This is a genomic window from Nocardioides zeae, assembly GCF_030818655.1.
Classification (GTDB): domain Bacteria; phylum Actinomycetota; class Actinomycetes; order Propionibacteriales; family Nocardioidaceae; genus Nocardioides; species Nocardioides zeae_A.
The window spans coordinates 2,334,965-2,356,939 of record NZ_JAUTAN010000001.1; the positions used below are offsets into that span (position 1 = coordinate 2,334,965).

17 protein-coding genes and 1 pseudogene are annotated in these 21,975 nt (G+C 74.9%); 11 read left to right on the top strand and 7 right to left on the bottom strand.

The genetic code is table 11. From position 1 onward, the window contains the following. Positions 1 to 18 precede the first annotated feature (18 nt). Together QE405_RS11180 and ligD are read right to left on the bottom strand one after the other, a co-directional pair. Positions 19 to 726, bottom strand: a complete 708-nt coding sequence (locus QE405_RS11180) for a L,D-transpeptidase family protein (RefSeq protein ID WP_307200707.1) — start codon at positions 724 to 726, stop codon at positions 19 to 21. Beyond that, entirely contained in the window at positions 723 to 1,688 is a 966-nt protein-coding gene (ligD, locus tag QE405_RS11185) for a non-homologous end-joining DNA ligase (protein WP_307200709.1), read from the bottom strand. The genes QE405_RS11180 and ligD overlap by 4 nt, the downstream gene beginning before the upstream one ends. A 153-nt stretch (positions 1,689 to 1,841) precedes the next feature. On the opposite strand from ligD, the gene ku reads away from it, so the two are divergent. Next, positions 1,842 to 2,870: a non-homologous end joining protein Ku gene (gene ku, locus QE405_RS11190; protein ID WP_307200712.1), complete on the top strand. Its 1,029-nt coding sequence runs from the start codon at positions 1,842 to 1,844 to the stop codon at positions 2,868 to 2,870. Between the two features lie 313 nt (positions 2,871 to 3,183). On the opposite strand, the gene QE405_RS11195 is transcribed toward ku, so the two are convergent. Then, positions 3,184 to 3,690, bottom strand: a complete 507-nt coding sequence (locus QE405_RS11195) for a hypothetical protein (protein ID WP_307200714.1) — start codon at positions 3,688 to 3,690, stop codon at positions 3,184 to 3,186. Between the two features lie 370 nt (positions 3,691 to 4,060). Here QE405_RS11195 and QE405_RS11200 point away from each other — a divergent pair. Together QE405_RS11200 and QE405_RS11205 are read left to right on the top strand one after the other, a co-directional pair. Further along, positions 4,061 to 5,132 (top strand): annotated as a pseudogene (locus tag QE405_RS11200) (LLM class flavin-dependent oxidoreductase). Further along, positions 5,129 to 6,319: an acyl-CoA dehydrogenase family protein gene (locus tag QE405_RS11205; RefSeq protein WP_307200716.1), complete on the top strand. Its 1,191-nt coding sequence runs from the start codon at positions 5,129 to 5,131 to the stop codon at positions 6,317 to 6,319. Before QE405_RS11200 ends, QE405_RS11205 begins: the two are co-directional and overlap by 4 nt. A 155-nt stretch (positions 6,320 to 6,474) precedes the next feature. Here the strand turns inward: QE405_RS11205 and QE405_RS11210 are convergent, their stop codons facing one another. Further along, positions 6,475 to 8,787: a molybdopterin-dependent oxidoreductase gene (locus tag QE405_RS11210; RefSeq protein ID WP_307200718.1), complete on the bottom strand. Its 2,313-nt coding sequence runs from the start codon at positions 8,785 to 8,787 to the stop codon at positions 6,475 to 6,477. A gap of 180 nt (positions 8,788 to 8,967) precedes the next feature. Here QE405_RS11210 and QE405_RS11215 point away from each other — a divergent pair, with 180 nt between their 5' ends. Genes QE405_RS11215 through QE405_RS11240 form a run of 6 tightly spaced genes read left to right on the top strand, consistent with a single transcriptional unit; the run spans position 8,968 to position 16,320 of the window. Then, a complete protein-coding gene (locus QE405_RS11215; RefSeq protein ID WP_307200720.1) occupies positions 8,968 to 10,629 on the top strand; it encodes an ABC transporter substrate-binding protein in 1,662 nt (553 codons plus the stop codon). Positions 10,630 to 10,642: 13 nt separating this feature from the next. Continuing rightward, positions 10,643 to 11,641, top strand: a complete 999-nt coding sequence (locus QE405_RS11220) for an ABC transporter permease (RefSeq protein ID WP_307200723.1) — start codon at positions 10,643 to 10,645, stop codon at positions 11,639 to 11,641. After that, positions 11,638 to 12,552 (top strand): ABC transporter permease, encoded by a 915-nt coding sequence (locus QE405_RS11225; protein ID WP_307200725.1) that lies wholly within the window; start codon positions 11,638 to 11,640, stop codon positions 12,550 to 12,552. The genes QE405_RS11220 and QE405_RS11225 overlap by 4 nt, the downstream gene beginning before the upstream one ends. Then, positions 12,531 to 14,198 carry a dipeptide ABC transporter ATP-binding protein gene (locus tag QE405_RS11230; RefSeq protein WP_307200727.1) on the top strand — a complete coding sequence of 556 codons (1,668 nt, stop codon included), beginning with the start codon at positions 12,531 to 12,533 and terminating at the stop codon, positions 14,196 to 14,198. Before QE405_RS11225 ends, QE405_RS11230 begins: the two co-directional genes overlap by 22 nt. A gap of 26 nt (positions 14,199 to 14,224) precedes the next feature. Further along, positions 14,225 to 15,286 (top strand): LLM class flavin-dependent oxidoreductase, encoded by a 1,062-nt coding sequence (locus tag QE405_RS11235; protein ID WP_307200729.1) that lies wholly within the window; start codon positions 14,225 to 14,227, stop codon positions 15,284 to 15,286. Continuing rightward, entirely contained in the window at positions 15,283 to 16,320 is a 1,038-nt protein-coding gene (locus QE405_RS11240) for a ketopantoate reductase family protein (protein WP_307200731.1), read from the top strand. Before QE405_RS11235 ends, QE405_RS11240 begins: the two co-directional genes overlap by 4 nt. Positions 16,321 to 17,018: 698 nt before the next feature. Here QE405_RS11240 and QE405_RS11245 read toward each other — a convergent pair. Next, on the bottom strand, positions 17,019 to 17,852 hold the full coding sequence (locus QE405_RS11245) for a sulfurtransferase (RefSeq protein WP_307200733.1): 834 nt from the start codon (positions 17,850 to 17,852) through the stop codon (positions 17,019 to 17,021). A 38-nt stretch (positions 17,853 to 17,890) separates the two neighbouring features. Then, a complete protein-coding gene (locus QE405_RS11250) occupies positions 17,891 to 18,775 on the bottom strand; it encodes a LysR family transcriptional regulator (RefSeq protein WP_307200735.1) in 885 nt (294 codons plus the stop codon). A 150-nt stretch (positions 18,776 to 18,925) separates the two neighbouring features. Between QE405_RS11250 and QE405_RS11255 the strand changes: the two genes are divergently transcribed. Together QE405_RS11255 and QE405_RS11260 are read left to right on the top strand one after the other, a co-directional pair. Further along, positions 18,926 to 19,699 carry an alpha/beta hydrolase gene (locus QE405_RS11255; protein ID WP_307200736.1) on the top strand — a complete coding sequence of 258 codons (774 nt, stop codon included), beginning with the start codon at positions 18,926 to 18,928 and terminating at the stop codon, positions 19,697 to 19,699. Further along, positions 19,696 to 21,072: an FAD-binding oxidoreductase gene (locus QE405_RS11260; protein WP_307200738.1), complete on the top strand. Its 1,377-nt coding sequence runs from the start codon at positions 19,696 to 19,698 to the stop codon at positions 21,070 to 21,072. The genes QE405_RS11255 and QE405_RS11260 overlap by 4 nt, the downstream gene beginning before the upstream one ends. On the opposite strand, the gene QE405_RS11265 is transcribed toward QE405_RS11260, so the two are convergent. Continuing rightward, positions 21,050 to 21,964, bottom strand: a complete 915-nt coding sequence (locus QE405_RS11265; RefSeq protein WP_307200740.1) for an SDR family NAD(P)-dependent oxidoreductase — start codon at positions 21,962 to 21,964, stop codon at positions 21,050 to 21,052. The two genes, QE405_RS11260 and QE405_RS11265, sit on opposite strands and share 23 nt — an antisense overlap. Positions 21,965 to 21,975 lie beyond the last annotated feature (11 nt).

The following is a 21,975-nucleotide window of genomic DNA, read 5'->3' on the forward strand; positions in this document are numbered from 1 at the left end:
GTCGGTGAGTCTGCCCGATCAGCCGTCGCCGATGGTGACGACCGGCACGGCGGCGGGCTGCAGCTCCCGCATGACGGCGCCCATCATGACCCGCGGCACGCTGACGCAGCCGGCCGTGGCGCCCCGTCCGTTGACGTGGAGGAAGATCGCGCCCCCGCGGTGCCGCACCGGGGAGGCGTAGTTGAAGTCGAGGACGGCGGACATCTCGTACTGGTCCCCGAAGTCGACGAGGTGCTCCGAGCCGGCCGTGCGGAACCCGCCCGAGGAGAGCTTGCGGAACCGGTTGTAGTAGCGCGAGTCGTTGTCGAGCACCCAGTAGTCGCCCCGGGCCATCTTCAGGTAGGGCATCCGCCACGCGGTCGAGTGGTTCCAGCGACCGAAGGTGAAGGGGATGCCGTAGGTGCCCATCGGCGTCGTGCCGCTGCCCTGACGGCGTGAACCGGGCGAGACCAGGCCGCCGTACCCGATGCGCCCGTCCGTCGTGCTGAACTCGCTGCGCCACCGCCCGTCGACGAGCCGCCAGAAGGCGACGCGCGCCTTGTACCCGCTCGTGCGGTTGCAGGTCACCACCTGGGTGGTGCCGGCGCGGAGCGCGACCGGCATGTTGTCGAGCCGCACGGTGCCGGCCGCCGTGGCGGGCACCGGTCGCAGGAGCCCGGTCAGCGTCAGCGCGCCCACCGAGGCGAGCACGGCTCGCCGGGACGCGTCGTGGGGATGGGTCGTCACAGGTCCTCCGCACCGAGATCGGATCGGACGCCACGGTACGTCGGCTGCCGCAGCCGCGCACCGCTCCCTCCGGGTGAACCGATGGTGCCGAGCGCCTCGACGTCGACGACGACCGTCGGTTCGAGCCACGTCGTCCCGAGGGCGTCCTCGCGCGGGACCTCGTCGTCGAACGGGCTGGTGGGGCGCGCCAGCGGGTCGAGGAGCGCGCGCAGGTCGCGCCCGGCCCGTCCGCCGATGCCGGAGCCGACGCGCCCCCGGTAGAGCAGCCCGTCGGGCGTCGGCGTGCCCACCAGCAGGGCACCGAGCCGGTCCCGCGTCCCCGTCTCGGGACGCCACCCGCCGACGACGTACGACTCCCGGCGCCGGTGCGGGAACTTCAGCCAGTCCCGGCTCCGCACCCCCGGTCGGTACGGCGCGTCGCGGCGCTTGCTGACGATGCCCTCGAGCCCGAGGCGCTCGGTCTCGGCGAGGAGGGTCGGGCCGTCGTCGTACGTCGTCGACTGCGTCCACGGTGCCGCGCCGTCGAACTCGAGGACGCTCGTGAGGCGGCGCTGGCGCCGCTCGAGCGGCCGCACGGTGAGGTCGCGGCCGTCCAGCGCGAGGAGGTCGAAGGCCACGAAGGTGACGGGGCGCGCCGCGACGTGGGCCGCGACCCGGGCCGCCCGGCGCTCGTGGATCCGCTCGGCGAGCACGGCGAAGCTGGGCCGGCCCGCCTCGTCGAACGCCACCACCTCGCCGTCCAGCACCGCCGACCGGCCGGCGACCGCGTCGACCAGGCCGTGCAGCTCGGGGTAGGCGGCCGTCACCACGTTGCCGTTGCGGCTCTCGAGCCGCAGGCCGCCGGTGCCGTCGAGGTGGACCAGCACCCGCATCCCGTCCCACTTCACCTCGTGCAGCCAGGCGTCGCCCGCGGGCACGACGTCGCCACGGGTCGCGAGCATGGGGCGCAGCGGAGCGGGCACGGGCCCATCCTGCCGGGCTCCTGTGCTCGACGGGCACCGATGAGTTCGTGGCGGCGTGCGGGTCGTTCCGCCAGACTGGTTCGGGCACCGCCGCGCGGGGTACCGGGGGAACCGGTTCCTGCAGCGGCACGGCGACGACGAGAAGGAGCAGCGATGCGGGCGATCTGGAAGGGCGCGGTCTCCTTCGGGCTGGTCAGCGTGCCCGTGAAGCTGTACGCCGCGACCGAGTCCCACGACGTGTCCTTCCGCCAGGTGCACGCGAAGGACGGGGGGCGGATCCGCTACCAGCGCGTCTGCTCGCTCGACGGCGAGGAGGTGCCCTACGCCGACATCGCCAAGGGCTACGAGACCGAGGACGGCGAGATGGTCGTCCTCGACGACGAGGACCTGTCGTCCCTGCCCTCGGCCTCGTCGCGCGAGATCGCCGTCGAGAAGTTCGTGCCGAGCGACCAGATCGACCCGCTGCTCTTCGAGAAGAGCTACTACCTGGAGCCCGAGAAGACCGGGGCGAAGCCCTACGCGCTGCTGCGCCAGGCGCTGCGCGACGCCGACCGGATGGCCGTGGTGACCGTCGCGATCCGCAACCGCACCAGCATCGCCGTGCTGCGCGTGCGCGAGACCGACAACGGCGACGTGATCGTGCTCCAGACGATGATGTGGCCCGACGAGGTGCGCACCCCGGACTTCTCCGTCGACGTCGACGACCTCGGCGAGATCAAGGACTCCGAGGTCAAGATGGCGCAGATGCTGGTCGAGACCCTCGCCGGCGACTTCGACGCCAGCGACTTCTCCGACGACTACGCGGAGGCCGTCGAGGCGGTCGTCAAGGCGAAGATCGAGGGCGGCGAGGTGCAGCGCACCGAGACCACCACGAAGGGCTCCGGCGAGGTCGTCGACCTGCTCGCCGCACTGCAGCGCTCCGTCCAGGCCGCGAAGAAGTCGCGGGGCGAGGACGTGGACGAGTCCGACTCGTCGGCGGACGACGGCGACGAGGCGGCGGACGACGGCGACGAGGCGGCGGAGGAGAAGCCGGCGCCCAGGAAGCGGGCGGCGACGAAGAAGGCCTCGACGGCGAAGAAGACGACGTCCACGAAGAAGACCGCCGCGAAGAAGACGGCGGCCAAGAAGACTCCCGCGAAGAAGACCACCTCCCGGAAGACGGCGGCGAAGAAGGCCAGCTGACGGGCGCTCCACTCCGCGGACGTCATGCGAACCGCGGGCCAGGGGCACCGGAGCGCATGACGTCCGGGGTACGGCGCGGGGCCGGCGCGCGAGGGCGACGGGCCCGGACCGGACCGAGCCCGGAAATGTGCGGCTGGGGCGGGCCGGAGGCGGTCGGCGCCGCCCCGACGTCCCATTTCCGAGCCCCGGCTGGGCCGCCCCGCGCGCACCGAGGGTCAGGCCCCCGCGGACGTCATGCGAACCGCGGCCCGGGGGCTACGGAACGCATGACGTCCCGGGTACGGCGCGGAGAACCGTCAGGCGGTTCGGCCGCTCACGGGGGGCCGAACGACACGGCCTGCGAGTCGAACCCGGGCGCGCTGGCCGTGATCGTGTAGACGCCGCGCACGACGTTGTCGTCGAAGTAGTAACCCTCGGAGCCCGTGGGACCGAACGGGACGGCGGTGCCGGCGGTGAGGGCGCCGGAGGAGACGTAGGTGACCGGGTTGGCGTCGGGCCCGGAGGTCCGCGACCAGCCGCTCGGCGCCGCCGGGACGTAGTCGTAGGAGGCGATCGCGTTCTGGCTGTTCGTCACCGTCAGGGTGAGGAGCGCCGGGCTCGTCTTGCTGGGCGTGATCGAGAACCCGTTGAAGAGCACCGACCGAGCCCCCGCATCGCCGTACTCGTTCGGAGGCGCTCCGAACCGGCTCGCGCCCCGGTTGATCGTCAGCGTGCCGTTCGCCGTGCTCACCGCGAACGCCGGCGCGGCCGAGACCACGGCGACGGCAGGGGCGGTCCACGCGGCGGTGGCGAGCACGCGACGGCGGGTGGTGGTGATCATGCGTTCCCCCTGGGTGAGCGTCGGCGAGACGTTCGCCGAGGTTCCGACCCTAGTGATCTCGAGGGCCTCGCCGCACCCGAACGGAGGAACCCGCCCGACGCATAGGCACCGCCGATCGATCCCCATCCCCCATTGCTCTTGGACCCCGCACCGTGTCCGCGCCTAGCGTCGAGCCGCCGGCGCGCCACGTGCCGCGCACCCGACGTACCGACGCGAGGAGCCCACGGTGAGCACCCCCGAGTTCGACCCCACCATCCCCGAGACCGCGGCGCGCGAGGTCGAGTTCATCAGCCTCTCGCACCTCAACCCGTCCACCGAGCTCGAGCCCGTCCCGTCCCGCGGCATCGACCTGCCCTACTTCCGCCGCTACGTGAAGGCGCTGGAGGACGGCGGCTACGACTACACGCTGCTGCCCTACGGCTCGGGCACCGCGGACTCGTTCGTCGTCGCCTCGGCCGTCGGCCAGCTGACGGAGCGGATCAAGCCGATCGTCGCGCTGCGGCCGAACACGACGTTCCCGCTCGTCGCCGCCCAGAAGCTGGCGACGCTCGACCAGCTCACCGAGGGCCGCGCCGTCGTCCACCTCATCTCCGGCGGCAGCGACGCGGAGCAGGCCCGGCAGGGCGACTACCTGCCGAAGGAGCGCCGCTACGCCCGCACGAGCGAGTACATCGACCTGCTGCGCCGCGCGTGGACCGAGCCGGCGCCGTTCGACCACCACGGCGAGTTCTACGACTTCGACGGCTTCGGGCCCGGGTTCGCGCCGTACGACTCCCCGATCCCGATCTCGATCGGCGGCCAGTCCGACGAGGCGTTCGCCGTCGGCGGCGAGAAGGCGGACGTGTTCAGCTTCTGGGGCGAGCCCCCTCGACGACCTGCGCGGCGAGATCGAGCGCGTGCACGCCATCGCGCGGGCCGCCGGGCGCACCACGCTCCCCCGGATCTGGGTGACCTTCCGCCCGATCGTGGCGGCTACCGACGCGCTCGCGTGGGAGAAGGCGCACGACTACGTCGCACGGATCGCCGCGACGTTCGAGCGCGGCGTCTTCGGCAAGCAGCTGCACCAGAAGGGCGACCCGCAGAACGTCGGCTCGCAGCGGGCGCTGACGTTCGCGAACGCCTCCGAGCTCTACGACCGGGCGCTGTGGACGAAGACGGCGGCCGCCACCAACGCGGCCGGCGCCTCGACCGCGCTGGTCGGCTCGCCGGAGACCGTGGCGGCGGCGATCCTCGACTACGTGGACCGCGGCGCGGACCTCGTCAGCATCCGCGGCTACGACACGCTCAACGACGCCGTCGACTACGGCAAGCACGTGCTGCCCCTGGTGCGCGAGGAGCTGGCGCACCGCACGGCCACCGGCCGCCGCGGCACCCTACAGGCCGAGCACCTCGGCGGCTACACCGACGAGTACCGCCAGCTCGCGACGGCGGGGCGCGCGTGACCGCGACCACCGAACCGGTCCGCACGCTGCCCGTCCCGGACCTCTCCCCCGCGGCCCTCGCGGCGGTGACGGCCGAGGTCGCGACGTACGCCGCGGAGCACGACCGCAGCGGCGCCGTACCGCTCCCCGGGCTCGAGGCCGTGCACCGTGCCGGCCTGCTGACGGCCACCGTCGGGACCGCCCACGGCGGCCCGGGGCTCGGGCCGCGCGACGCCGCACGGATCCTCACGGCCGTCGGCCAGGGGGACGCCTCGGTGGCGCTCATCGTCGCCAACACCCTCAACGCGCACGCCGCCCAGGCGGAGCGGCCGCACTGGCCGGCGGAGGCGTACGACGACCTCCTGCGCCGCTCGCTCGACGGGCCGGCCCCGGTCAACGCGATCCGCGCGGAGCCGGAGCTCGGTGCGCCCGCGCGTGGCGGCCTGCCGACGACGACGGCGCGGCGCACCGACGACGGGTGGGAGCTGTCGGGCCACAAGGCCTACGCGACCGGCGGCACGGCCCTGGCCTACCACGTCGTGTGGGCGGTGGCCGACGAGCCGGACGGCGACCCCGAGCGGCCGCGCGTCGGGCACGTGCTGGTGCCGGCCGACGCGGAGGGCATCACGTGGATCGAGACGTGGGACCACCTCGGGCTGCGGGCGTCGAACACGCACGACGTCGTCTACGACCGGGTGCGCGTGCCCGCCGCGTCCTTCGTCGAGATCCCGCGCGGCGCCGACGGCGTCTACCGCGACCCGGCCGCGGCGTCGGGACCGGGCAGCCTGGGCCACGCGGCGCTGTACGTCGGGGTGGCGCGCGCCGCCCGCGCGGCCTTCGTGGACTTCGCCAGCACCCGCGTGCCCGCGGCGCTGGGCCGCCCCATCGCGACGACCGAGCGGATCCAGGCGGTCGCCGGCGAGGTCGACGTGCTCGTGGTGCAGGCGGAGACGCTGCTGCACGGCGCGCTGCTCCGGCTCGAGGCCGGCGACACGTCGATCGTGCCCGAGCTCTCGGGCATCAAGGTCGCGATCGCGCGGTCCGTGGTGGCGGCGGTGCAGACGGCCGTCGCGGCCCTCGGCAACCCCGCGCTGTCGCGGCACGGCTCCCTCGAGCGGCACCTGCGCGACGTGCTCTGCGTGCGCGTCCACCCACCCCAGGAGGACACCGCCCTCCTGGCTGCCGGCCGCCGGGTGCTGGGGGTCTGATCCGCGTCGAGTTGGGTCGAACGCCGCGGCAGAAACGTCGAGTTGGGTCGTACGGCAGGTGCACCGCGCCGTACGACCCAACTCGACGCGCACGCCGCGCCATACAACCCAACTCGACGCGCACGCCGCGCCATACAACCCAACTCGACGCGCCCTCAGCGCCCCACGAACACCGGCGGCTCGAAGGCGCGGACGGGGGGCACGGGGCCGTCGTGGCGCTCGACCTCCACCAGCACGTGCGCCCCGCTCGTCGCCTGCGTCAGCGTCGAGGTCGGCACGTCGCGGGTCAGCACGTTGACGTTGCCGTGGACGCAGTCCGCCACCTCCGGCGCGCTCGGGTCGAACCACGCGCCCGTGTGCATCTGCGCGACCCCGACCATGAGCGCGTCGCTGAGCACCGCGCCCGCCAGCAGCGACCCCTGCGCGCTCCGCACCCGCACGACGTCGCCCGCGGCGATCCCGCGCGCCGCCGCGTCGGCGGGGTGCAGCCGCACCGGCTCCCGTCCCGCCACCTTCGTCGACGCGCTCGCCGCGCCCATGTCGTGCTGGCTGTGCAGGCGGTGGGTGGGCTGGTTGCAGAGCAGGTGCAGCGGGTACGTCGCGGCGTCCGTCGCGCCCCACCACGCGGTCGGCGGTCGCCACCGCGCGTGCCGGCCCACGTCGGGCAACCCGAAGCCGCCGATGGTCGACGAGACGAGCTCAATCCGCCCGCTGGGGGTGCCCAGGGGCGCCCCGACCGGGTCGGCCCGGAACGCCGCGAACGCGGCGTCCTCGGGCGGGTAGGGCGACGCCGGCAGGTCGAGGCCGCCGTCGGCCCAGAACCGGGCGAAGTCCGGCGCCGGCGGTGAACCGGGCGCGGCGCGCCACTCCTCGTAGATCCGCTCGAGCCAGCCGCGCGCGTCGAGGCCCTCGTCGTGGTCGGCACCGAGGCGCTCCGCCAGCCGGCCGAGGATCCAGAGCTCCTCCCGCGCCTCGCCGTACGGCGCGGTCGCCGCCCGCGAGACCCGCAGTCGCGTGTCGCCTGCGCCGGCGGCGACGTCGTCCCGCTCGAGCGAGCTGGCGACGGGCAGCACCACGTCGGCGTGGCGGGCCGTCGCGGTCCAGTGGGTCTCGTCGACGACGAGCGTGTCGACGCCCCGGAACGCGGACCGCAGCCGCCGCAGGTCCTGGTGGTGGTGGAACGGGTTGCCGCCCGCCCAGTGCACGAGACGCACGTCGGGCAGGCGCAGCACGCCCCCGTCGAACGGCAGCTCCCCACCCGGCGACGTCAGCAGGTCGACGATCCGCGCGCAGGGGATGAGGTCGGGGACCGGGTTGCGGCCCTGGTCGAGCACCGGCAGCCGCCCGTCGTCGAGCCCGACACCGTAGTCGCCCATCGACCCGAACCCGTGCGCGAACCCGCCACCGGGCAGGCCCACCTGGCCGAGGAACGCCGCCAGGGTCAGCGCGGCCCACACCGCCTGCTCGCCCGCCTCGCCGCGCTGCACGGCGTAGACCACGTTGACGAGCGTGCGTCCGGCCGCCATGCGGCGGGCCAGGTCGCGCAGCGCACCGGCCGGTGCGCGGGAGATGGCCTCCGCCCACTCGGGCGTCTTCGGCACGCCGTCGCTCTCGCCCCGCACGTACGCCGCGACCTCCTCCGCGCCCACGCAGTGCGTGGCGAGGAACTCCTCGTCGGCGAGGCCCTCCGTGACGAGCACGTGCAGCAGCGCGAGGGCCACGGTGACGTCGGTGCCGGGCATGACGCCGATCCACTCGGCACCGAGCTCGTCCCAGGCGTCGTCGCGCTGGGCCGAGAGCGCCACGAAGCGCGTCGTCGCGGCCGCCCCGCGCGCGAGGTCCGAGCCGCGGTGGCGGGCGTGCCCGCCCGGCACCACCCAGGTGTTGGAGCGCCGCAGCCCGCCGAAGGTGACGACGAGGTCGGTGTGGTCGGCGACGTGCTGCCACGACACCGGGCGGCGCCGCAGCGCCAGGGTGCCGTCGGCGCCCAGGAGGTGCGGCAGCAGCACGAGGCTGGCGCCGCGGCTGTAGTCGCCGACCGACCGGGTGTAGCCGCCCGTGCGGTTGAGGAAGCGGTGCAGCTGGCTCTGCGCGTGGTGCAGGCGGCCGGCGCTGCCCCAGCCGTAGGAGCCGCCGAAGACCGCGGCGTCGCCGTACGTCGAGCGGACGCGTCGGTACTCCGCGGCCAGCAGGTCGAGCGCGGTGTCCCAGTCGACCTCGACGTAGGGCTCGTCGGGATCACCGCGCCGGTCGTCGGCCCCGGGGCCGTCCTCGAGCCACCCCCGCCGCACGCTCGGCCGCGCGACCCGGCTGGGGTGGCGGTGGGCCGCGGCGGCGTTGCCGATCGCGGGAGCGGCGTCGGGGTCGTCCGCGTGCGGTCGCGCCGCCACCGAGGCGCCGTCGGCTGCGACGTCGACGAGGAAGGTGCCCCAGTGGGCGCTGGTCTCGACGGTGCGTCCGGTGTCCACGGCCCTGACCCTAGGGCCGGCGCTCGCGGGTGGGCCTACACCCGACCATCACCGTCTGCGATCGGATCTCATCCCTGGTTGCTGTTGGAGGTCGGACGCCGCCAGACCCTAGGGTCAAAACGTAGTAACCCGATCGACAAAACCGCTCTACGCGACCACGTCCCGACCCGAAGGACCACCATGACCATCCCCCGCTCGCCACGCCGGCCCCGCGCCGGTCGTGCCACCACCGCCGCCGCCGGACTCCTCGCCACCCTGATGGTGGCTGCCGGCTGCTCGGCCGGCGGCGCGCAGAGCCAGGCGGGCGGGGAGCCTCAGGAGGGCGGCGACCTGGTCTTCCTCATCGACTCGCTCGGCCCCACGTGGATCCCGAACAACTCGTCGATCTCCAGCTTCCAGGGCCACATCTGGGGCCACCTGACGGACAAGCTCGTGTACGTCGACGAGAACGGCGCCGTCAGCCCCTGGGTCGCCGAGAGCTGGGACCAGAACGAGGACGCCACCCAGTTCACCCTGCACCTCAAGGACGGTGTCACCTTCTCCGACGGCACCCCCGTCGACGCCGAGGCCGTCGTCGCCAACCTCGACATCTGGGCCCGGGGCGACGTCGAGCGCGGCATCAACCCCATCGGTCTCTTCCCGAAGACGTACGTGGGCTCCGAGGCCCTCGACGACCTCACCGTGCAGGTCGACTTCGACGCCCCGACGCTGGGCTTCATCCCCACGCTCGGCTACCACGGCTCGATCCTCATCGCCCCCGAGACGCTGGCGTCCTCGGCCGAGGAGCAGGCCGACCTCGCGAACGACATCGGCAGCGGCCCGTTCGTCGTGGAGTCCTGGACCGAGGGCGACGAGGTCGTCCTCAAGAAGCGCGAGGACTACGACTGGGCGCCGGCGGCGCTGGACCACGACGGTCCGGCCTACCTCGACACCCTCACCTACAAGGTGGTGGCCGAGCCGTCGGTGCGCACGTCGGCCGTCCAGTCGGGCCAGGCGCAGGTCGCCTACAACCCCTCGCCCCAGGAGCTGGAGTTCTACGGCGAGCAGGGCTTCACCGTCGCCGCGCCGCGCTACCTGGGCTTCGTGAACGGCTACGCCATCAACACCCAGGTCGCCCCCTTCGACGACGTGCGCGTGCGCCAGGCGCTGCAGGTCGGCATCGACCGCGACGAGATCCTGTCCACGGTCTACACCGACGACTGGCTGCCGGCCGAGTCCTTCATCCAGTCCAACGTGCCCGGCGCGACCGACCACAGCGACGCGCTCGTGCACGACGCCGACGCGGCCGCCGCGCTGCTGGACGAGGCCGGCTGGGTCGAGGGCTCCGACGGCGTGCGCACGAAGGACGGGCAGCGGCTCGCCTTCACGCTCCACCCCAACCCCTACCTGGCCACCTCGCAGGCCGTCGACGAGCTCGTCGCCCAGCAGCTCGCCGAGCTCGGGTTCGACGTCGACATCCAGGCCTACGACGTCATCACCTACGGCGAGCGGGTCTCCTTCGCGAACCCGAGCATCCCCACCTACGAGGTGACCCGCAGCTTCATCGACGCGGGCACGGTGGCCGGTGTCCTCACCGACGCGGACAACGGCGAGAACTGGTTCAACGTCGGCCAGTCCGACCCCACGCTGACCGGGTTGGCCCAGGACGTCGCGACCGCGACGACGACCGAGGAGCGCGACCCGGCGCTCGACGAGCTGCAGGGCTACGTGCTCGACCAGGCCTACTTCGTGCCGCTCACGCAGATCGCGCAGCGCCTCTACCTGCAGTCCCCCGACGTGCAGGGCGTGACCTACAACGGCGTGGCCTACGCGAACTACTACACCGCCTGGCTGGCGGAGTGACGGCCCGGCACTGATGTCCTCCACCACGAACCGGTCCGCCGCCCGCCGGGCCTACGGCCGCTACGCCGTCCGGCGCCTCGCCCAAGCCGTCGCGGTCGTCCTCCTGGCCTACGTGTTCACGTTCCTCGTGATCAGCGTGCTGCCGGGCGACCCCGTCAGCAACATCCTGCGCGACCCGCAGAACAACTTCTCCGAGCAGGAGATCGCGCGGATCGTGGCCTACTACGGCCTGGACCAGCCCCTCTGGGTCCAGCTGTCCGAGGCGCTGTCCCGGTTCGTGGTGGGGGACCTCGGGGTCTCCCTCCGCTCCAACCTCCCCGTGTCCGGGCTGCTCGCGGACGTGCTGCCCTCGACCCTGCGCCTCGCCGGCGCCGCCCTGGCGGTCGCGCTCGTGCTCGCCTTCGCGATCGCGTTCGGCGTGCGCAACCTGCCGGCCGCGCTGGCCCGTCCACTGCGTGCGTTCCCCTCGCTCTTCCTGTCGGTCCCGAACTTCCTCATCGGGCTGCTGCTCATCCAGTGGTTCTCGTTCCAGCTCGGCCTGTTCCTCGTGATCGACGCCGAGAGCCTGTGGGCGACGTTCTTCGCGGCGGTCGCGCTCGGCATCCCGGTCTCGGCGCAGATCGCCGAGGTGCTCATCGCCAACCTCGACCACGAGGCACGCCAGGAGTACGCCGCGGTGGCGCGCTCCCGCGGGCTCGGCCGGGCCCGGTTGTTCACGGCCCACCTGCTCAAGCCGTCGTCGCTGCCCGTGGTCACGGTGGTGGCCCTCACGGTCGGCGAGCTCCTCGGCGGCTCGCTCATCACCGAGACGATCTTCGGGCGCAACGGCGTCGGCAACCTCGTGCAGCGCTCGGTCGCCACGCAGGACCTGCCGGTGCTGCAGGCGGTCGTCGCCCTCGCCGCCGTCGTGTTCGTCGTCGTCAACCTCGTGGCCGACCTCGTCTACCCGCTGCTCGACCCCCGCGTCCGGCTCGACGCCTCACCGGCACCGAAGAAGGAGGTCTCCGCATGACGCTCACCTCGATCTCCACGGGCGGCGAGGCCGCACCGCCCCCGGCGCCCGCCGCCGACGGCTCCGGCGGACCGCAGCGGCGCGGCACCCGCCTCGGGCCCGCCCGGGCCCGTGGGTTCCTCGCGCGGGTGCGCCCGAGCGTGCTGCTGTCGTTCGTCGTCGTCGCCGTCGTGCTCGCCTGGTCGGTCGCGCCGAACCTCTTCACGTCCTACGACCCGGCCGTCGGGGTGACGGCCGACTTCTTCCAGCCGCCCAGCGCCACGCACTGGTTCGGCACCGACCACCTCGGCCGCGACGTCTACGCCCGGGTCGTGCACGGCACCGCCTCGTCCGTGACGAGCGCGCTCGTGGCCGTCGCCATCGGGTTGCTCGTCGGGGGCTTCGTCGGACTGCTGGCGGGCTTCCTCGGCGGGCTCGTCGACGTGGTGCTCGCCCGCTTCGTCGACGTGCTGCTCGCCATCCCGAGCTTCCTGCTCGCGGTCGTCGTGGTCAGCGCGCTCGGCTTCGAGACGATCAACGCCGCGATCGCGACGGGCGTCTCGGCGGTGGCGGTCTTCGCCCGGGTGATGCGCGCGGAGGTGCTGCGCACGCGCAGCTCCGTCTTCGTGGAGGCCGCCGCGGTGCTCGGCGCGAACCGCTGGCAGGTGCTGACCCGCCACGTGCTGCCGAACGCCTCCCGCTCGGTGCTGCAGCTCGCGGTGCTCCAGTTCGGCCTGTCGATCCTCGTCATCGCCGGCCTCGCGTTCCTGGGCTACGGCGACCCGCCGCCCGCCTCCGACTGGGGCCTGCTCATCTCGGTCGGCAAGGACTACCCGCTCGCCCCCTGGCTCGTCTACGCCCCGGCGATCGTCACCGTCGCCACCGTCCTCTCCGTGAACAGGATCAGCCGATGGCTCCGCACGACCGACTGACGACCCTGCTCGACAAGCCCACCGGGGCGACGCCCCCGGACGTCCCCCCGGTGCTCGCCGTCGAGGGCCTGACGATCGCGTACGGCGGCACGCAGGTCGTGCACGGCGTCGACCTGGCGATCGGCCGCGGGCAGAGCCTCGCCCTCATCGGCGAGTCGGGCTCCGGCAAGTCGACGATCGCCCGGGCGCTGCTGCGCCTGCTGCCCGAGGGCGGTCGGGCCCAGGGACGCGCGGTCTTCGAGGGGGTCGACGTGCTGGCCCTGCCCGAGCGCCGCTTCCGGCCGCTGCGGGGCCGCTCGATCGGCTTCGTGCCCCAGGACCCGGGCGCCTCCCTCAACCCGGTGCGCACCATCGGCGCCCAGGGGCTCGAGGCCGCCGCGCTGCTCGACCTCGACTCGAAGGCCGAGCGCCGGGAGGCCGTCCTCGAGACCCTCGCCCAGGTCGGGCTCGACGACCCTCGGCGGGTGGCCGCGTCGTACCCCCACGAGCTCTCCGGCGGGATGCTGCAGCGGGTGCTCATCGGCCTCGCCGTGCTCCCCCGCCCCGCGCTCCTCGTCGCCGACGAGCCGACCTCGGCCCTGGACGTCACCATCCAAAAGCGGATCCTCGACCTGCTCTCCGACCTGCGGGCCGACCTCGGCAACAGCCTGCTGCTCATCACCCACGACCTGGCCATCGCGGCCGAGCGCGCCGACTCCCTCGTCGTGCTCAAGAACGGGACGGTGCACGAGTCCGGTGCCACGTCGGAGGTCTTCGCGGCCCCCTCCTCGGCGTACGCGCGGCGGCTGCACGCCGACGTCCCGTCGCTGAACCCGGACCGGTACGCCGACCTGCGCGACGTCGGTGAGCGCCGCCGTCACGGCGCGGACGCGACCCCGGCCCGGATCGAGGTCGCGGGGCTGACGAAGACCTTCGGCCGCGGCGACGACGCGCTGGTCGCCGTCGACGACGTGTCGTTCTCGGTGCCCGCCGGCACGACGCACGCGCTCGTGGGCGAGTCGGGGTCGGGCAAGACCACGACGATCCGCCTCCTGGTCGGGCTCGAGACGCCCGACAGCGGCTCCGTGGAGGTGGCCGGCGCGGCGGTGCACCAGCACGACCGCGCCGAGCTGCGCGAGGCCCGGCGCCACCTCCAGCTCGTCTACCAGAACCCGTTCACCTCCCTCGACCCGCTGTGGAAGGTGGAGCGGCTCGTGCGCGAGCCGCTCGACCGGTACGGCGTCGGCACCCGCGCCGAGCGGAGGGACCGGGTGCGCGAGGCCGTCGCGTCCGTGGGCCTGTCCGAGGAGCTGCTGACCCGTCGGCCCGCCGCGCTCTCGGGCGGTCAGCGGCAGCGGGTGGCGATCGCCCGCGCGCTCGTGCTGCAGCCCGACGTGCTGGTGCTGGACGAGCCGACGTCGGCGCTCGACGTGAGCGTGCAGGCCGACATCGTGCAGCTGCTGCTCCGGCTGCAGGCCGAGCGGGGGCTGACCTACCTGTTCGTCTCCCACGACCTCGCGCTGGTGCGCCAGCTCGCCCACACCGTGTCGGTCATGCGGCACGGGAAGGTGGTCGAGTCCGGGCCGGTCGCCGAGGTGTTCGCCGCGCCGGAGCACGACTACACCCGCACCCTGCTCGCCTCGGTGCCGCGGGGGGCCGAGCGGTGACGGCCACGGCTCCGGACACCGCCGACGTGACCGCGGCACGGACCACGCAGCGGCTGGGCTTCAACACCCGGGTGTCGTTCTCCGACGACGCCGGACCGGCAGCCGGGCTGGAGGACGGCGTGCGCCTGTTCGCCGCCGCCGAGGAGCTCGGCTACCAAGCGGGCTGGGCCTACCAGCGGCACTTCGACCACTACCTGTCGTCGCCGCTGCCCTTCTTCGCGGCCGTGGGCCAGCGGACCGGGCGCATCACCCTGGGGTCGGCGGTGCTGCCGATGCGCTACCAGGACCCCGTGCTGCTCGCCGAGGCCGCCGGCACGACCGACCTGCTCGTCGGGGGCCGGCTCGAGCTGGCGCTGTCCGCGGGCGCGACGGCGAGCTGGGACGGCGTGTTCGGCGCGGTCGAGGTCGACGCGCGGACCGAGGCCCGGCGGCGGCTGCGCCGGTTCCTCGACGCCGTGGCCGGCGAGGTGCTGCACGTCGTCGACGGCGAGGGGCAGGGGGCACCGGTCGGCACCCCGATCCGAGTGACGCCGCACAGCCCCGGCCTCCGCGCACGCCTGCGCCAGGGGGTGACCAGCCTGGGCTCGGCCGAGCACGCGGCCCGGCTCGGCCTCGGCCTCATCACCGGCACCGTGCTGACCGACGTGCCCGCGGGCGACTCCTTCGGAGAGCACCAGGCGCGCATCATCGCGACCTACCGCCGGACCTGGGCCGCGGTGCAGAGCACCCCGGTCCCGCCCGTCGCGGTCGCCGCCTCGGTGCTGCCGGGCACGAGCGCGGCGCTGCGCGAGCGGTACGCCGCGTACGACCACCAGCGTCGTACCGAGGGCATGGCCGCGTCGCGCCCCGCAGGCGCGCTCACCCCCGTCCAGACGGCCGCACTGCCGGCCGGGACGGTCATCAGTCCGGTGCACCACGGCGACCCGGACACCGTCGCCGCCGCCGTGCTGGCCGACCCCGGCATCGCGGCCGCCGACGAGCTCGTGCTGTTCCTACCGCCGGCCTTCGACCTGGCGGCCGACGTGCGGTTGCTGCGCGACCTCGCGACGACCGTCGCGCCCGCCCTCGGATGGAGTCCCGACGCATGAGCCCCACCGGAACCACCGGTCCTACCGGAACCGCCGTCCGCCGCTACGTCGTGATCGGGGCCGGGGGCGTCGGTGCGGCTCTCGCTGCCGGGCTCACCGACGCGGGGCTGGACGTCGTGCTGGTCTCGCGGGGCGCGACGCTCGGCGTGGTGCGCGAACGTGGACTGCGGTTCACCCACGCGGGCCGCACCCGGGTGCTCGACGTCCCCGTCGCCGGCGGCCCGGACGAGGTCGGCCTCCGCGCGGGCGACGTGCTCGTGCTCGCCACCAAGTCGCAGGACGCCGCCGCGACGCTCCCCCGCTGGGCCTGGGCGGCGCGCACGGACGGCGGCGTCGGCGCCGACCTCCCCCTCGTGCTGCTCCAGAACGGGCTCGAGACCGAACGCGTCGCGCTGCGCTGCTTCCCCACCGTCGTCGGCGGGGTCGCCCTCATCGCGGCACGGCACGTCGTCACCGGCGAGGTCGACGTCGCCAACGCGCCCCGGCTGGGCGAGGTCGTGCTCGGCGCCTACCCGTCGGCCACCGCCCCGCCGGCCGCCCGGGCGGTCGCGGAGCAGGTGGCCACGGACCTCGACCGTGCGGGGTGGCTCGCCCAGCCCGTGACCGACATCGAGCGGTGGCTGGCCTGGAAGCTGGTGGCGAGCGTGACCTTCGCGGTCGGCGTGCTGTCCGGGGACGACGACGAGCGAGCCCGGCTGCGCACCGACCTCGCCGCCGAGGCGCGTGCCGTGCTCGCCGCCGCCGGTCGGGACCTCGCCGACGCGGCCCGCGAGCTGACCCACGACCGGACCCTGGCCGCGGTGGCGCCGAGCGCTGCCCACGGCTCCGGCCAGCAGTCCCCGTGGCAGGCCTTCGCGCGAGGCGCCGGCAGCGAGGTCGACTTCCTCAACGGCGAGGTCGCACTGCTCGGCCGGCTGCACGGCGTCCCCACCCCCCTCAACCACGCCCTCCAGACCGTGCTCGGGCGCTCCGCCGCGCAGGGCGAGGGACCCGGGGTGCACAGCGTCGGCGACGTACGCACGCTCGCGGGCTGAGGCTGGCCTGGCGGGTGGCGGGCCGGCCCCACCCCTTCCCTAGACGTCATGCGCCCCGGCGCCCCGGGCCCGCGGTGCGCATGACGTCCCTGGGGGGCGAGCCGAACTGGGACGCTCGTACGCCGCCACCCCGACCCGACCCACCCCCACAGCACACTTCGCGACCCGGGTACGCCGCGTGCTCACCACCGCACGCCCCCCGCCGCCCGCGGCGCGCTCGTGTCCAGAGGGAGGAGCGGCCGCGTCGGAGGAGCGCAGCGGAGGAGACGTGGTCGGGATCGACCGACGGACAGGAGCCCGCAGCGCCGCGGGCACGCCGAGCGGAGCGAGGCCAGAAGACACCGCAGCCTGTTCTGCGGAACGGACGCAACCCGACCACCGCCCAGAGTGCATCCGTTCCGCAGAACACGAACCGGTCAGCTGCCCGCCCCACCGCGCCCCCCCGAGGGGCGGCCCGAACTGGGACGCTCGTACGCCGCCACCCCGACCCGACCCACCCCCACCGCACATTTCGCGACCCGGGTACGCCGCGTGCTCACCCCCCCGCCCCCCGACGCCCGCGGCGCGCTCGTGCCCAGCGGGAGGAGCGGCCACGTCGGAGGAGCGCAGCGGAGGAGTCGTGGTCGGGATCGACCGATGGGCAGGAGCCCGCAGCGCCGCGGGCACGGCCGAGCGGAGCGAGGCCCGACAGCACAGGCTCAGCTCCCCGTCGCCACCGGCAGGTCGTGGTTGCTCCACTGCGACCAGGACCCGGGGTAGAGCGCCGCGTCCACCCCCGCCACGGCCAGCGCGGCGACCTGGTGGGCGGCGGTGACGCCCGACCCGCAGTAGACGGCCACCGGCCGCGACCCGTCCGCCCCCAGGGCGGCGAACCGCTCGCGCAGGACGTCGGCCGGCAGGAACCGGCCGTCCGCGTCGAGGTTGTCCCCGGTCGGGGCGCTCGTCGCGCCGGGCACGTGGCCGGCCTTGGGGTCCACGGGCTCGACCTCGCCGCGGAAGCGCTCCGGGGCGCGGGCGTCGAGCAGCACCCCGTCGCGCGGGACGTCCCCGACCGACGCGAGGTCCACGGTCGGCAGCCCGCCCGGCGTGAGCTCGACGTCGCCGGGCTCGGGGACCACGTCGTCCGTCTCCAACCCGCCGCCGGCCGCGGTCCAGGCGGGCAGGGCGCCGTCGAGGAGGCGGACGTCGGTGACGCCCGCCCAGCGCAGCAACCACCAGGCCCGGGCGGCGGCCAGGTTGCCGGCGCCGTCGTAGGCCACGACGCGCGACCCGCGCCGTACGCCCCAGCGGCGCGCGGCCTCCTGCAGCGCGGCGACGTCGGGAAGGGGGTGGCGCCCGTCCGTCGGCTCGCCGTGGGCGGCGAGCTCGGTGTCGAGGTCGACGTAGACGGCACCGGGGACGTGCCCGGTGAGGTACTCGCCGTGGCCCGGCGGCCCGCCGAGCCGCCAGCGCACGTCGAGCACGACGAGGTCGTCGCCGCGGGCGATCTGGGCGGCGAGCTCCGCCGCGGACACCAGCACGTCAGAGGTCATGGCCGCATCCTCCTGAATTACCTGTCCGACCCGCCGGCTCAACCCGCGACCTGCAGCCGCGGGGCCTGGGAGGTCGCGAAGAACGCCTCGCCGGCGTCGAGCGCCGTGGCCTCCACGTCGGGGTCGAGACCCCGGCGCGCCAGCACGTTGAGCCCGGCCGAGCCGATGGCGGGCAGGTCGTCGCGGGCGACGACGCCCGCCGGGACGCGGCCCGCGACGCTGGGCAGCAGCGCCACCCCGACGCCGGCCCGCACGCCGGCGAGCACGCCCTCGAGCGTGCTCGACTGGGCGGCGACGGTGACCCGCCGTCCCTCGGCGCCGAGCGCCGCCATCGCCCGCTCGCGCAGGGCGCACGGCTCCTCGAAGGCCACGAGCTCGATCGTGTCGTCGTCGGGGCCCGGCGGCTGCCAGGAGGGCGCCGCATACCAGGACAGCGGCAGCCGGCCGATCTCCCGTCCGCCCTCGTTGCCGCGCGAGGCGAGCACGAAGGCGAGGTCGATCGCCCCGCGGCCGACCGCCTCCTCCAGCTGCGTCGAGCGTCCGATCTCGAACCGGGTGGTCACGCCCGGGAAGGCGTCGGCGAGCGCGCGGATCATCTCGGGGAGCACGTGCTCCGCGGAGTGCTCCGTCGAGCCGACCACCACGACCTGCTCCTGGGGCACGCGGAGCCGGGCGAGGGCGTCGTCGTGGACCACGAGGATCCGCCGGGCCTCGGCGAGCACCGCGTCCCCGTCGGGGGTGAAGCGCATCCCCCGCCCCTCCTTCGCGAACAGCTTGCGCTTGAGGGCGCGCTCCAGCAGTCGGACGTGCTGGCTCAGCGCCGGCTGGCTGATGTGGCGGGCGGCCGCGGCGCGGCTGAAGCCGCCGCACTCGGCGATGGCGACGAGGGTGCGGAGGTGCTCGAGGTCGAGGGTGGAGCTCATGGGGCGACCATAGGCGACTTAGTGCACCCGTTTAGTAGATCTTGCGATCCGGACACGCGTCTCATCCCCGCACGCCACGACGTTCCGGATCGGTACCGATCACCGACCGCTGTTGGACAGCACCCCGCCCCCGGCCGGAGGCTGCAGGGCATGACGCTCACCGCCTCCCCCCGCACCCTCCTCTCCCCCACGACGTACGACGAGCCCGCCGGCGTCGCCGCGCGCGCGACGCTCGTGGTGCTCACCGGACGGGGCGAGACCCCGGCCGGGTACGCCCGCCTGGGGCGCCGGCTGTCGGCGGACGCCTACCGGGTGCGGGTGGTCGCCACCGACCTCGACGACCTCGACGCGGTGGAGGCCGCGGTGGTCGACGCGCTCGGGGGCGCGGCGCCGGACGACGTCGTGCGTCCGCGGGTGCTGCTGGGCTCCGACGCCGGCGCCAACGTGGCGGCCCGCCTGGCCGGTCGCCGCTCCGACCTCGTCGACGCCCTCGTGCTGGCCGGCGTGGTGCTGCCCGGCCCCGGCACGGCTCCGGCGGACGGCCCGGCGCCGAGCTGGGACGACGAGCTGGAGACCCGCTCGGCCTGTCCGGCCTACCGTCGTGTGATCGGCGAGGACACCGACTTCGTGCGGGGCGCCCTCGAGGCGGACCTGCCCGCGGAGGTGGCCGGGGACGACCTGTTCACGGGCGACCTGCCCACCCTCGTGCTCCACGGCGAGTCCGACCCGCTGACGCCCGTGGACGACGTGCTGTCCCTCGTCGCGGACGGCAGCCGGGCCCGGGCCGCCGTCGTCGCGGGCGGTCGCCACGACGTGCTGAACGACGTCGACCACCGCTCCGTCGCCGCCACCGTGGTCCTGTTCCTGGAGAGCCTGCGCCGCGGTGCGGACCTCCCGACGATCGTGGCTCCGGCCGACCGATGACCGCGGCACTGCGGGCCGACGTCCTCGCACGCTTCCCCGGCGCCCGGGCCGACGCCGAGGCCCTGGCCCGGGGCCGCACGGACCGGTCGGGCACGCCCGGCACCGCCGACCCGCTGGCGGTCGTGCGGGCCGGGTCCGTCGACGAGGTGCGCGCCGTGCTGGCGTGGGCCCACGAGCACCGGGTGCCGGTCGTGCCGCGCGGCGCGGGCACGGGGCTCGCGGGCGGCGCGGTCGCCGACGGCGCCCTGGTGCTCGACGTGTCGGGGATGCGCCGGATCGTGCGCATCGACCCGGTCGAGGAGGTGGCGGTCGTCGAGCCGGGCGTGCTCACGGCCGACCTCGACGCCGCCGCGGCCGAGCACGGCCTCATGTACGCCCCCGACCCCGCCAGCGCCGCCATCTCGACGATCGGCGGCAACATCGCCACCAACGCCGGCGGGATGCGCTGCGTGAAGCACGGCGTCACCCGCGACGCCGTGCTCGGGCTCGAGGTGGTGCTGGCCGACGGCCGCCTGCTGCGCACCGGCCGCGCGACGGTGAAGGGCGTGGTCGGCTACGACCTGACGGCCCTCCTCGTCGGCTCGGAGGGCACGCTCGGCGTCGTCGTCGGCGCCACGCTGCGGCTGCGGCCCCGCCCCCACGTCGGAGGGACCGTCCTCGCGACGTACCCGGACGTCGAGACCGCCGCCCGCGCCTGCTCCCGCGTGGGGGCGGCACGGCTGCGCCCCAGCCTGCTCGAGCTCATCGACGCAGCCACCCTCGGCGCCGTCGCCGCCCACACGGGCACGGCGGCGCTGGCGGCGGGGGCCGCCGTCGTCGCCCAGACCGACGGCGCGGACGCGGGCACGGCGACCGCGGAGCTCGCGGCGGTCGCCGCCGTGCTGCGCGAGGGCGCCGCGACGCTCGAGCAGAGCGACGACCCGGCGCGCGCCGACGCGCTGCTCACCGCGCGCCGCCTCGCCCTGCCGGCGATCGAGGCGCAGGCCCACGCGCTCATCGAGGACATCTGCGTGCCGCGGGCGCGCCTCGCCGAGGCGGTGCGGGGCATCGAGCAGATCGTCGCCGCGACCGGCGTGCAGATCTACACCTTCGCCCACGCGGGCGACGGCAACCTGCACCCCATCGTCACGTGGCCGCGGACCGCCACCGAGGACAGCGGGGCCGTGCGCCCGGCCGCCGTGGACGACGCCGCCGGGCGTGTCTTCGAGCTGGCCGTCGCGCTCGGCGGCACCCTCTCCGGCGAGCACGGCATCGGCACGCTCAAGCGGGCCTACCTCGGTCTCGAGCTCGACGCGGACGTGCTCGACGTGCAGCGGTCCGTCAAGGCGGCGCTCGACCCGCGGGGCATCCTCAATCCCGGGAAGGCGATCTGACCTCGGGCGCCGTCCGACCGCTGCTCCCGGCGCGGGCGGCCGCGGAGTCGGGAAAGGCCCGGTCGGCGAGGGAGAAGGCGAGGTCGGTCAGCCGGGGGGCGACGACGTTGGCCAGCTCGAGCAACCGCGCCGAGAGCAGGTCCACGGTCACGGGGCGGTCCTCGAGCGCCTTCACCACGGTCTCCGCCGCCTGCTCGGGCGTCAGGGCCCGCAGCCGCGCGTACGCCTCCGTGGGCGCGATCATCTCCGTGCGCACCAGCCCGAACCGCAGGTTGGTGAACGCCACGCCGTCGGCGTAGGTCTCCCGCCCGGCGATGCGTCCGAACACGTCGAGTGCGGCCTTGGAGGCGATGTACGCCGCGAACTTCGGGCTCTTCACCTGCACGCCCCACGTGACGACGTTGACGACGTGGCCGAAGCCCTGCGCCCGCATCGCCGGCAGGAGCCCCAGCGTCAGCCGCACCGGCGCGAGGTAGTTGATCGCGATCGTCCGCTCGACGTCGTGGAAGCGGTCGTAGGTGAGCTCCAGCGACCGCCGGATCGAGCGGCCCGCGTTGTTGACGAGGTGGTCGACGGGCCCGAACTCGGCGTGCACGCGCCGTACGAGCCGGTCGACGGCCTCCCCGTCGGTGAGGTCGACGGGGAAGCAGTACGCCGCGCCCCCGGCCGCCTCGATCTCGGCGCGCACCCGGTCGAGCGCCTCGGCCCGGCGGGCGACGAGCAGGACGGTCGCGCCGCGCGCGGCGCACGCCCGGGCGGTGGCCTCCCCGATGCCGGACGAGGCGCCGGTGACCATCACGGTGCGGCCGGCCAGCGGGCTGCGCGGGTCACCCTTCACCCTGCGGGCGAGACGACGGGCGCGGGAGATCGGCGTGGTGAGGAGGAGCCCCATGCCCCGACCCT

What these genes read in the sequence shown, in the direction of transcription:
- ku (WP_307200712.1), top strand. Translation starts at nt 1,842, where the DNA reads ATGCGGGCGATCTGGAAGGGCGCGGTCTCCTTCGGGCTGGTCAGCGTG.
- QE405_RS11195 (WP_307200714.1), bottom strand. Translation starts at nt 3,690, where the DNA reads ATGATCACCACCACCCGCCGTCGCGTGCTCGCCACCGCCGCGTGGACC.
- QE405_RS11215 (WP_307200720.1), top strand. Translation starts at nt 8,968, where the DNA reads ATGACCATCCCCCGCTCGCCACGCCGGCCCCGCGCCGGTCGTGCCACC.
- QE405_RS11220 (WP_307200723.1), top strand. Translation starts at nt 10,643, where the DNA reads ATGTCCTCCACCACGAACCGGTCCGCCGCCCGCCGGGCCTACGGCCGC.
- QE405_RS11225 (WP_307200725.1), top strand. Translation starts at nt 11,638, where the DNA reads ATGACGCTCACCTCGATCTCCACGGGCGGCGAGGCCGCACCGCCCCCG.
- QE405_RS11230 (WP_307200727.1), top strand. Translation starts at nt 12,531, where the DNA reads ATGGCTCCGCACGACCGACTGACGACCCTGCTCGACAAGCCCACCGGG.
- QE405_RS11240 (WP_307200731.1), top strand. Translation starts at nt 15,283, where the DNA reads ATGAGCCCCACCGGAACCACCGGTCCTACCGGAACCGCCGTCCGCCGC.
- QE405_RS11245 (WP_307200733.1), bottom strand. Translation starts at nt 17,852, where the DNA reads ATGACCTCTGACGTGCTGGTGTCCGCGGCGGAGCTCGCCGCCCAGATC.
- QE405_RS11250 (WP_307200735.1), bottom strand. Translation starts at nt 18,775, where the DNA reads ATGAGCTCCACCCTCGACCTCGAGCACCTCCGCACCCTCGTCGCCATC.
- QE405_RS11255 (WP_307200736.1), top strand. Translation starts at nt 18,926, where the DNA reads ATGACGCTCACCGCCTCCCCCCGCACCCTCCTCTCCCCCACGACGTAC.
- QE405_RS11260 (WP_307200738.1), top strand. Translation starts at nt 19,696, where the DNA reads ATGACCGCGGCACTGCGGGCCGACGTCCTCGCACGCTTCCCCGGCGCC.
- QE405_RS11265 (WP_307200740.1), bottom strand. Translation starts at nt 21,964, where the DNA reads ATGGGGCTCCTCCTCACCACGCCGATCTCCCGCGCCCGTCGTCTCGCC.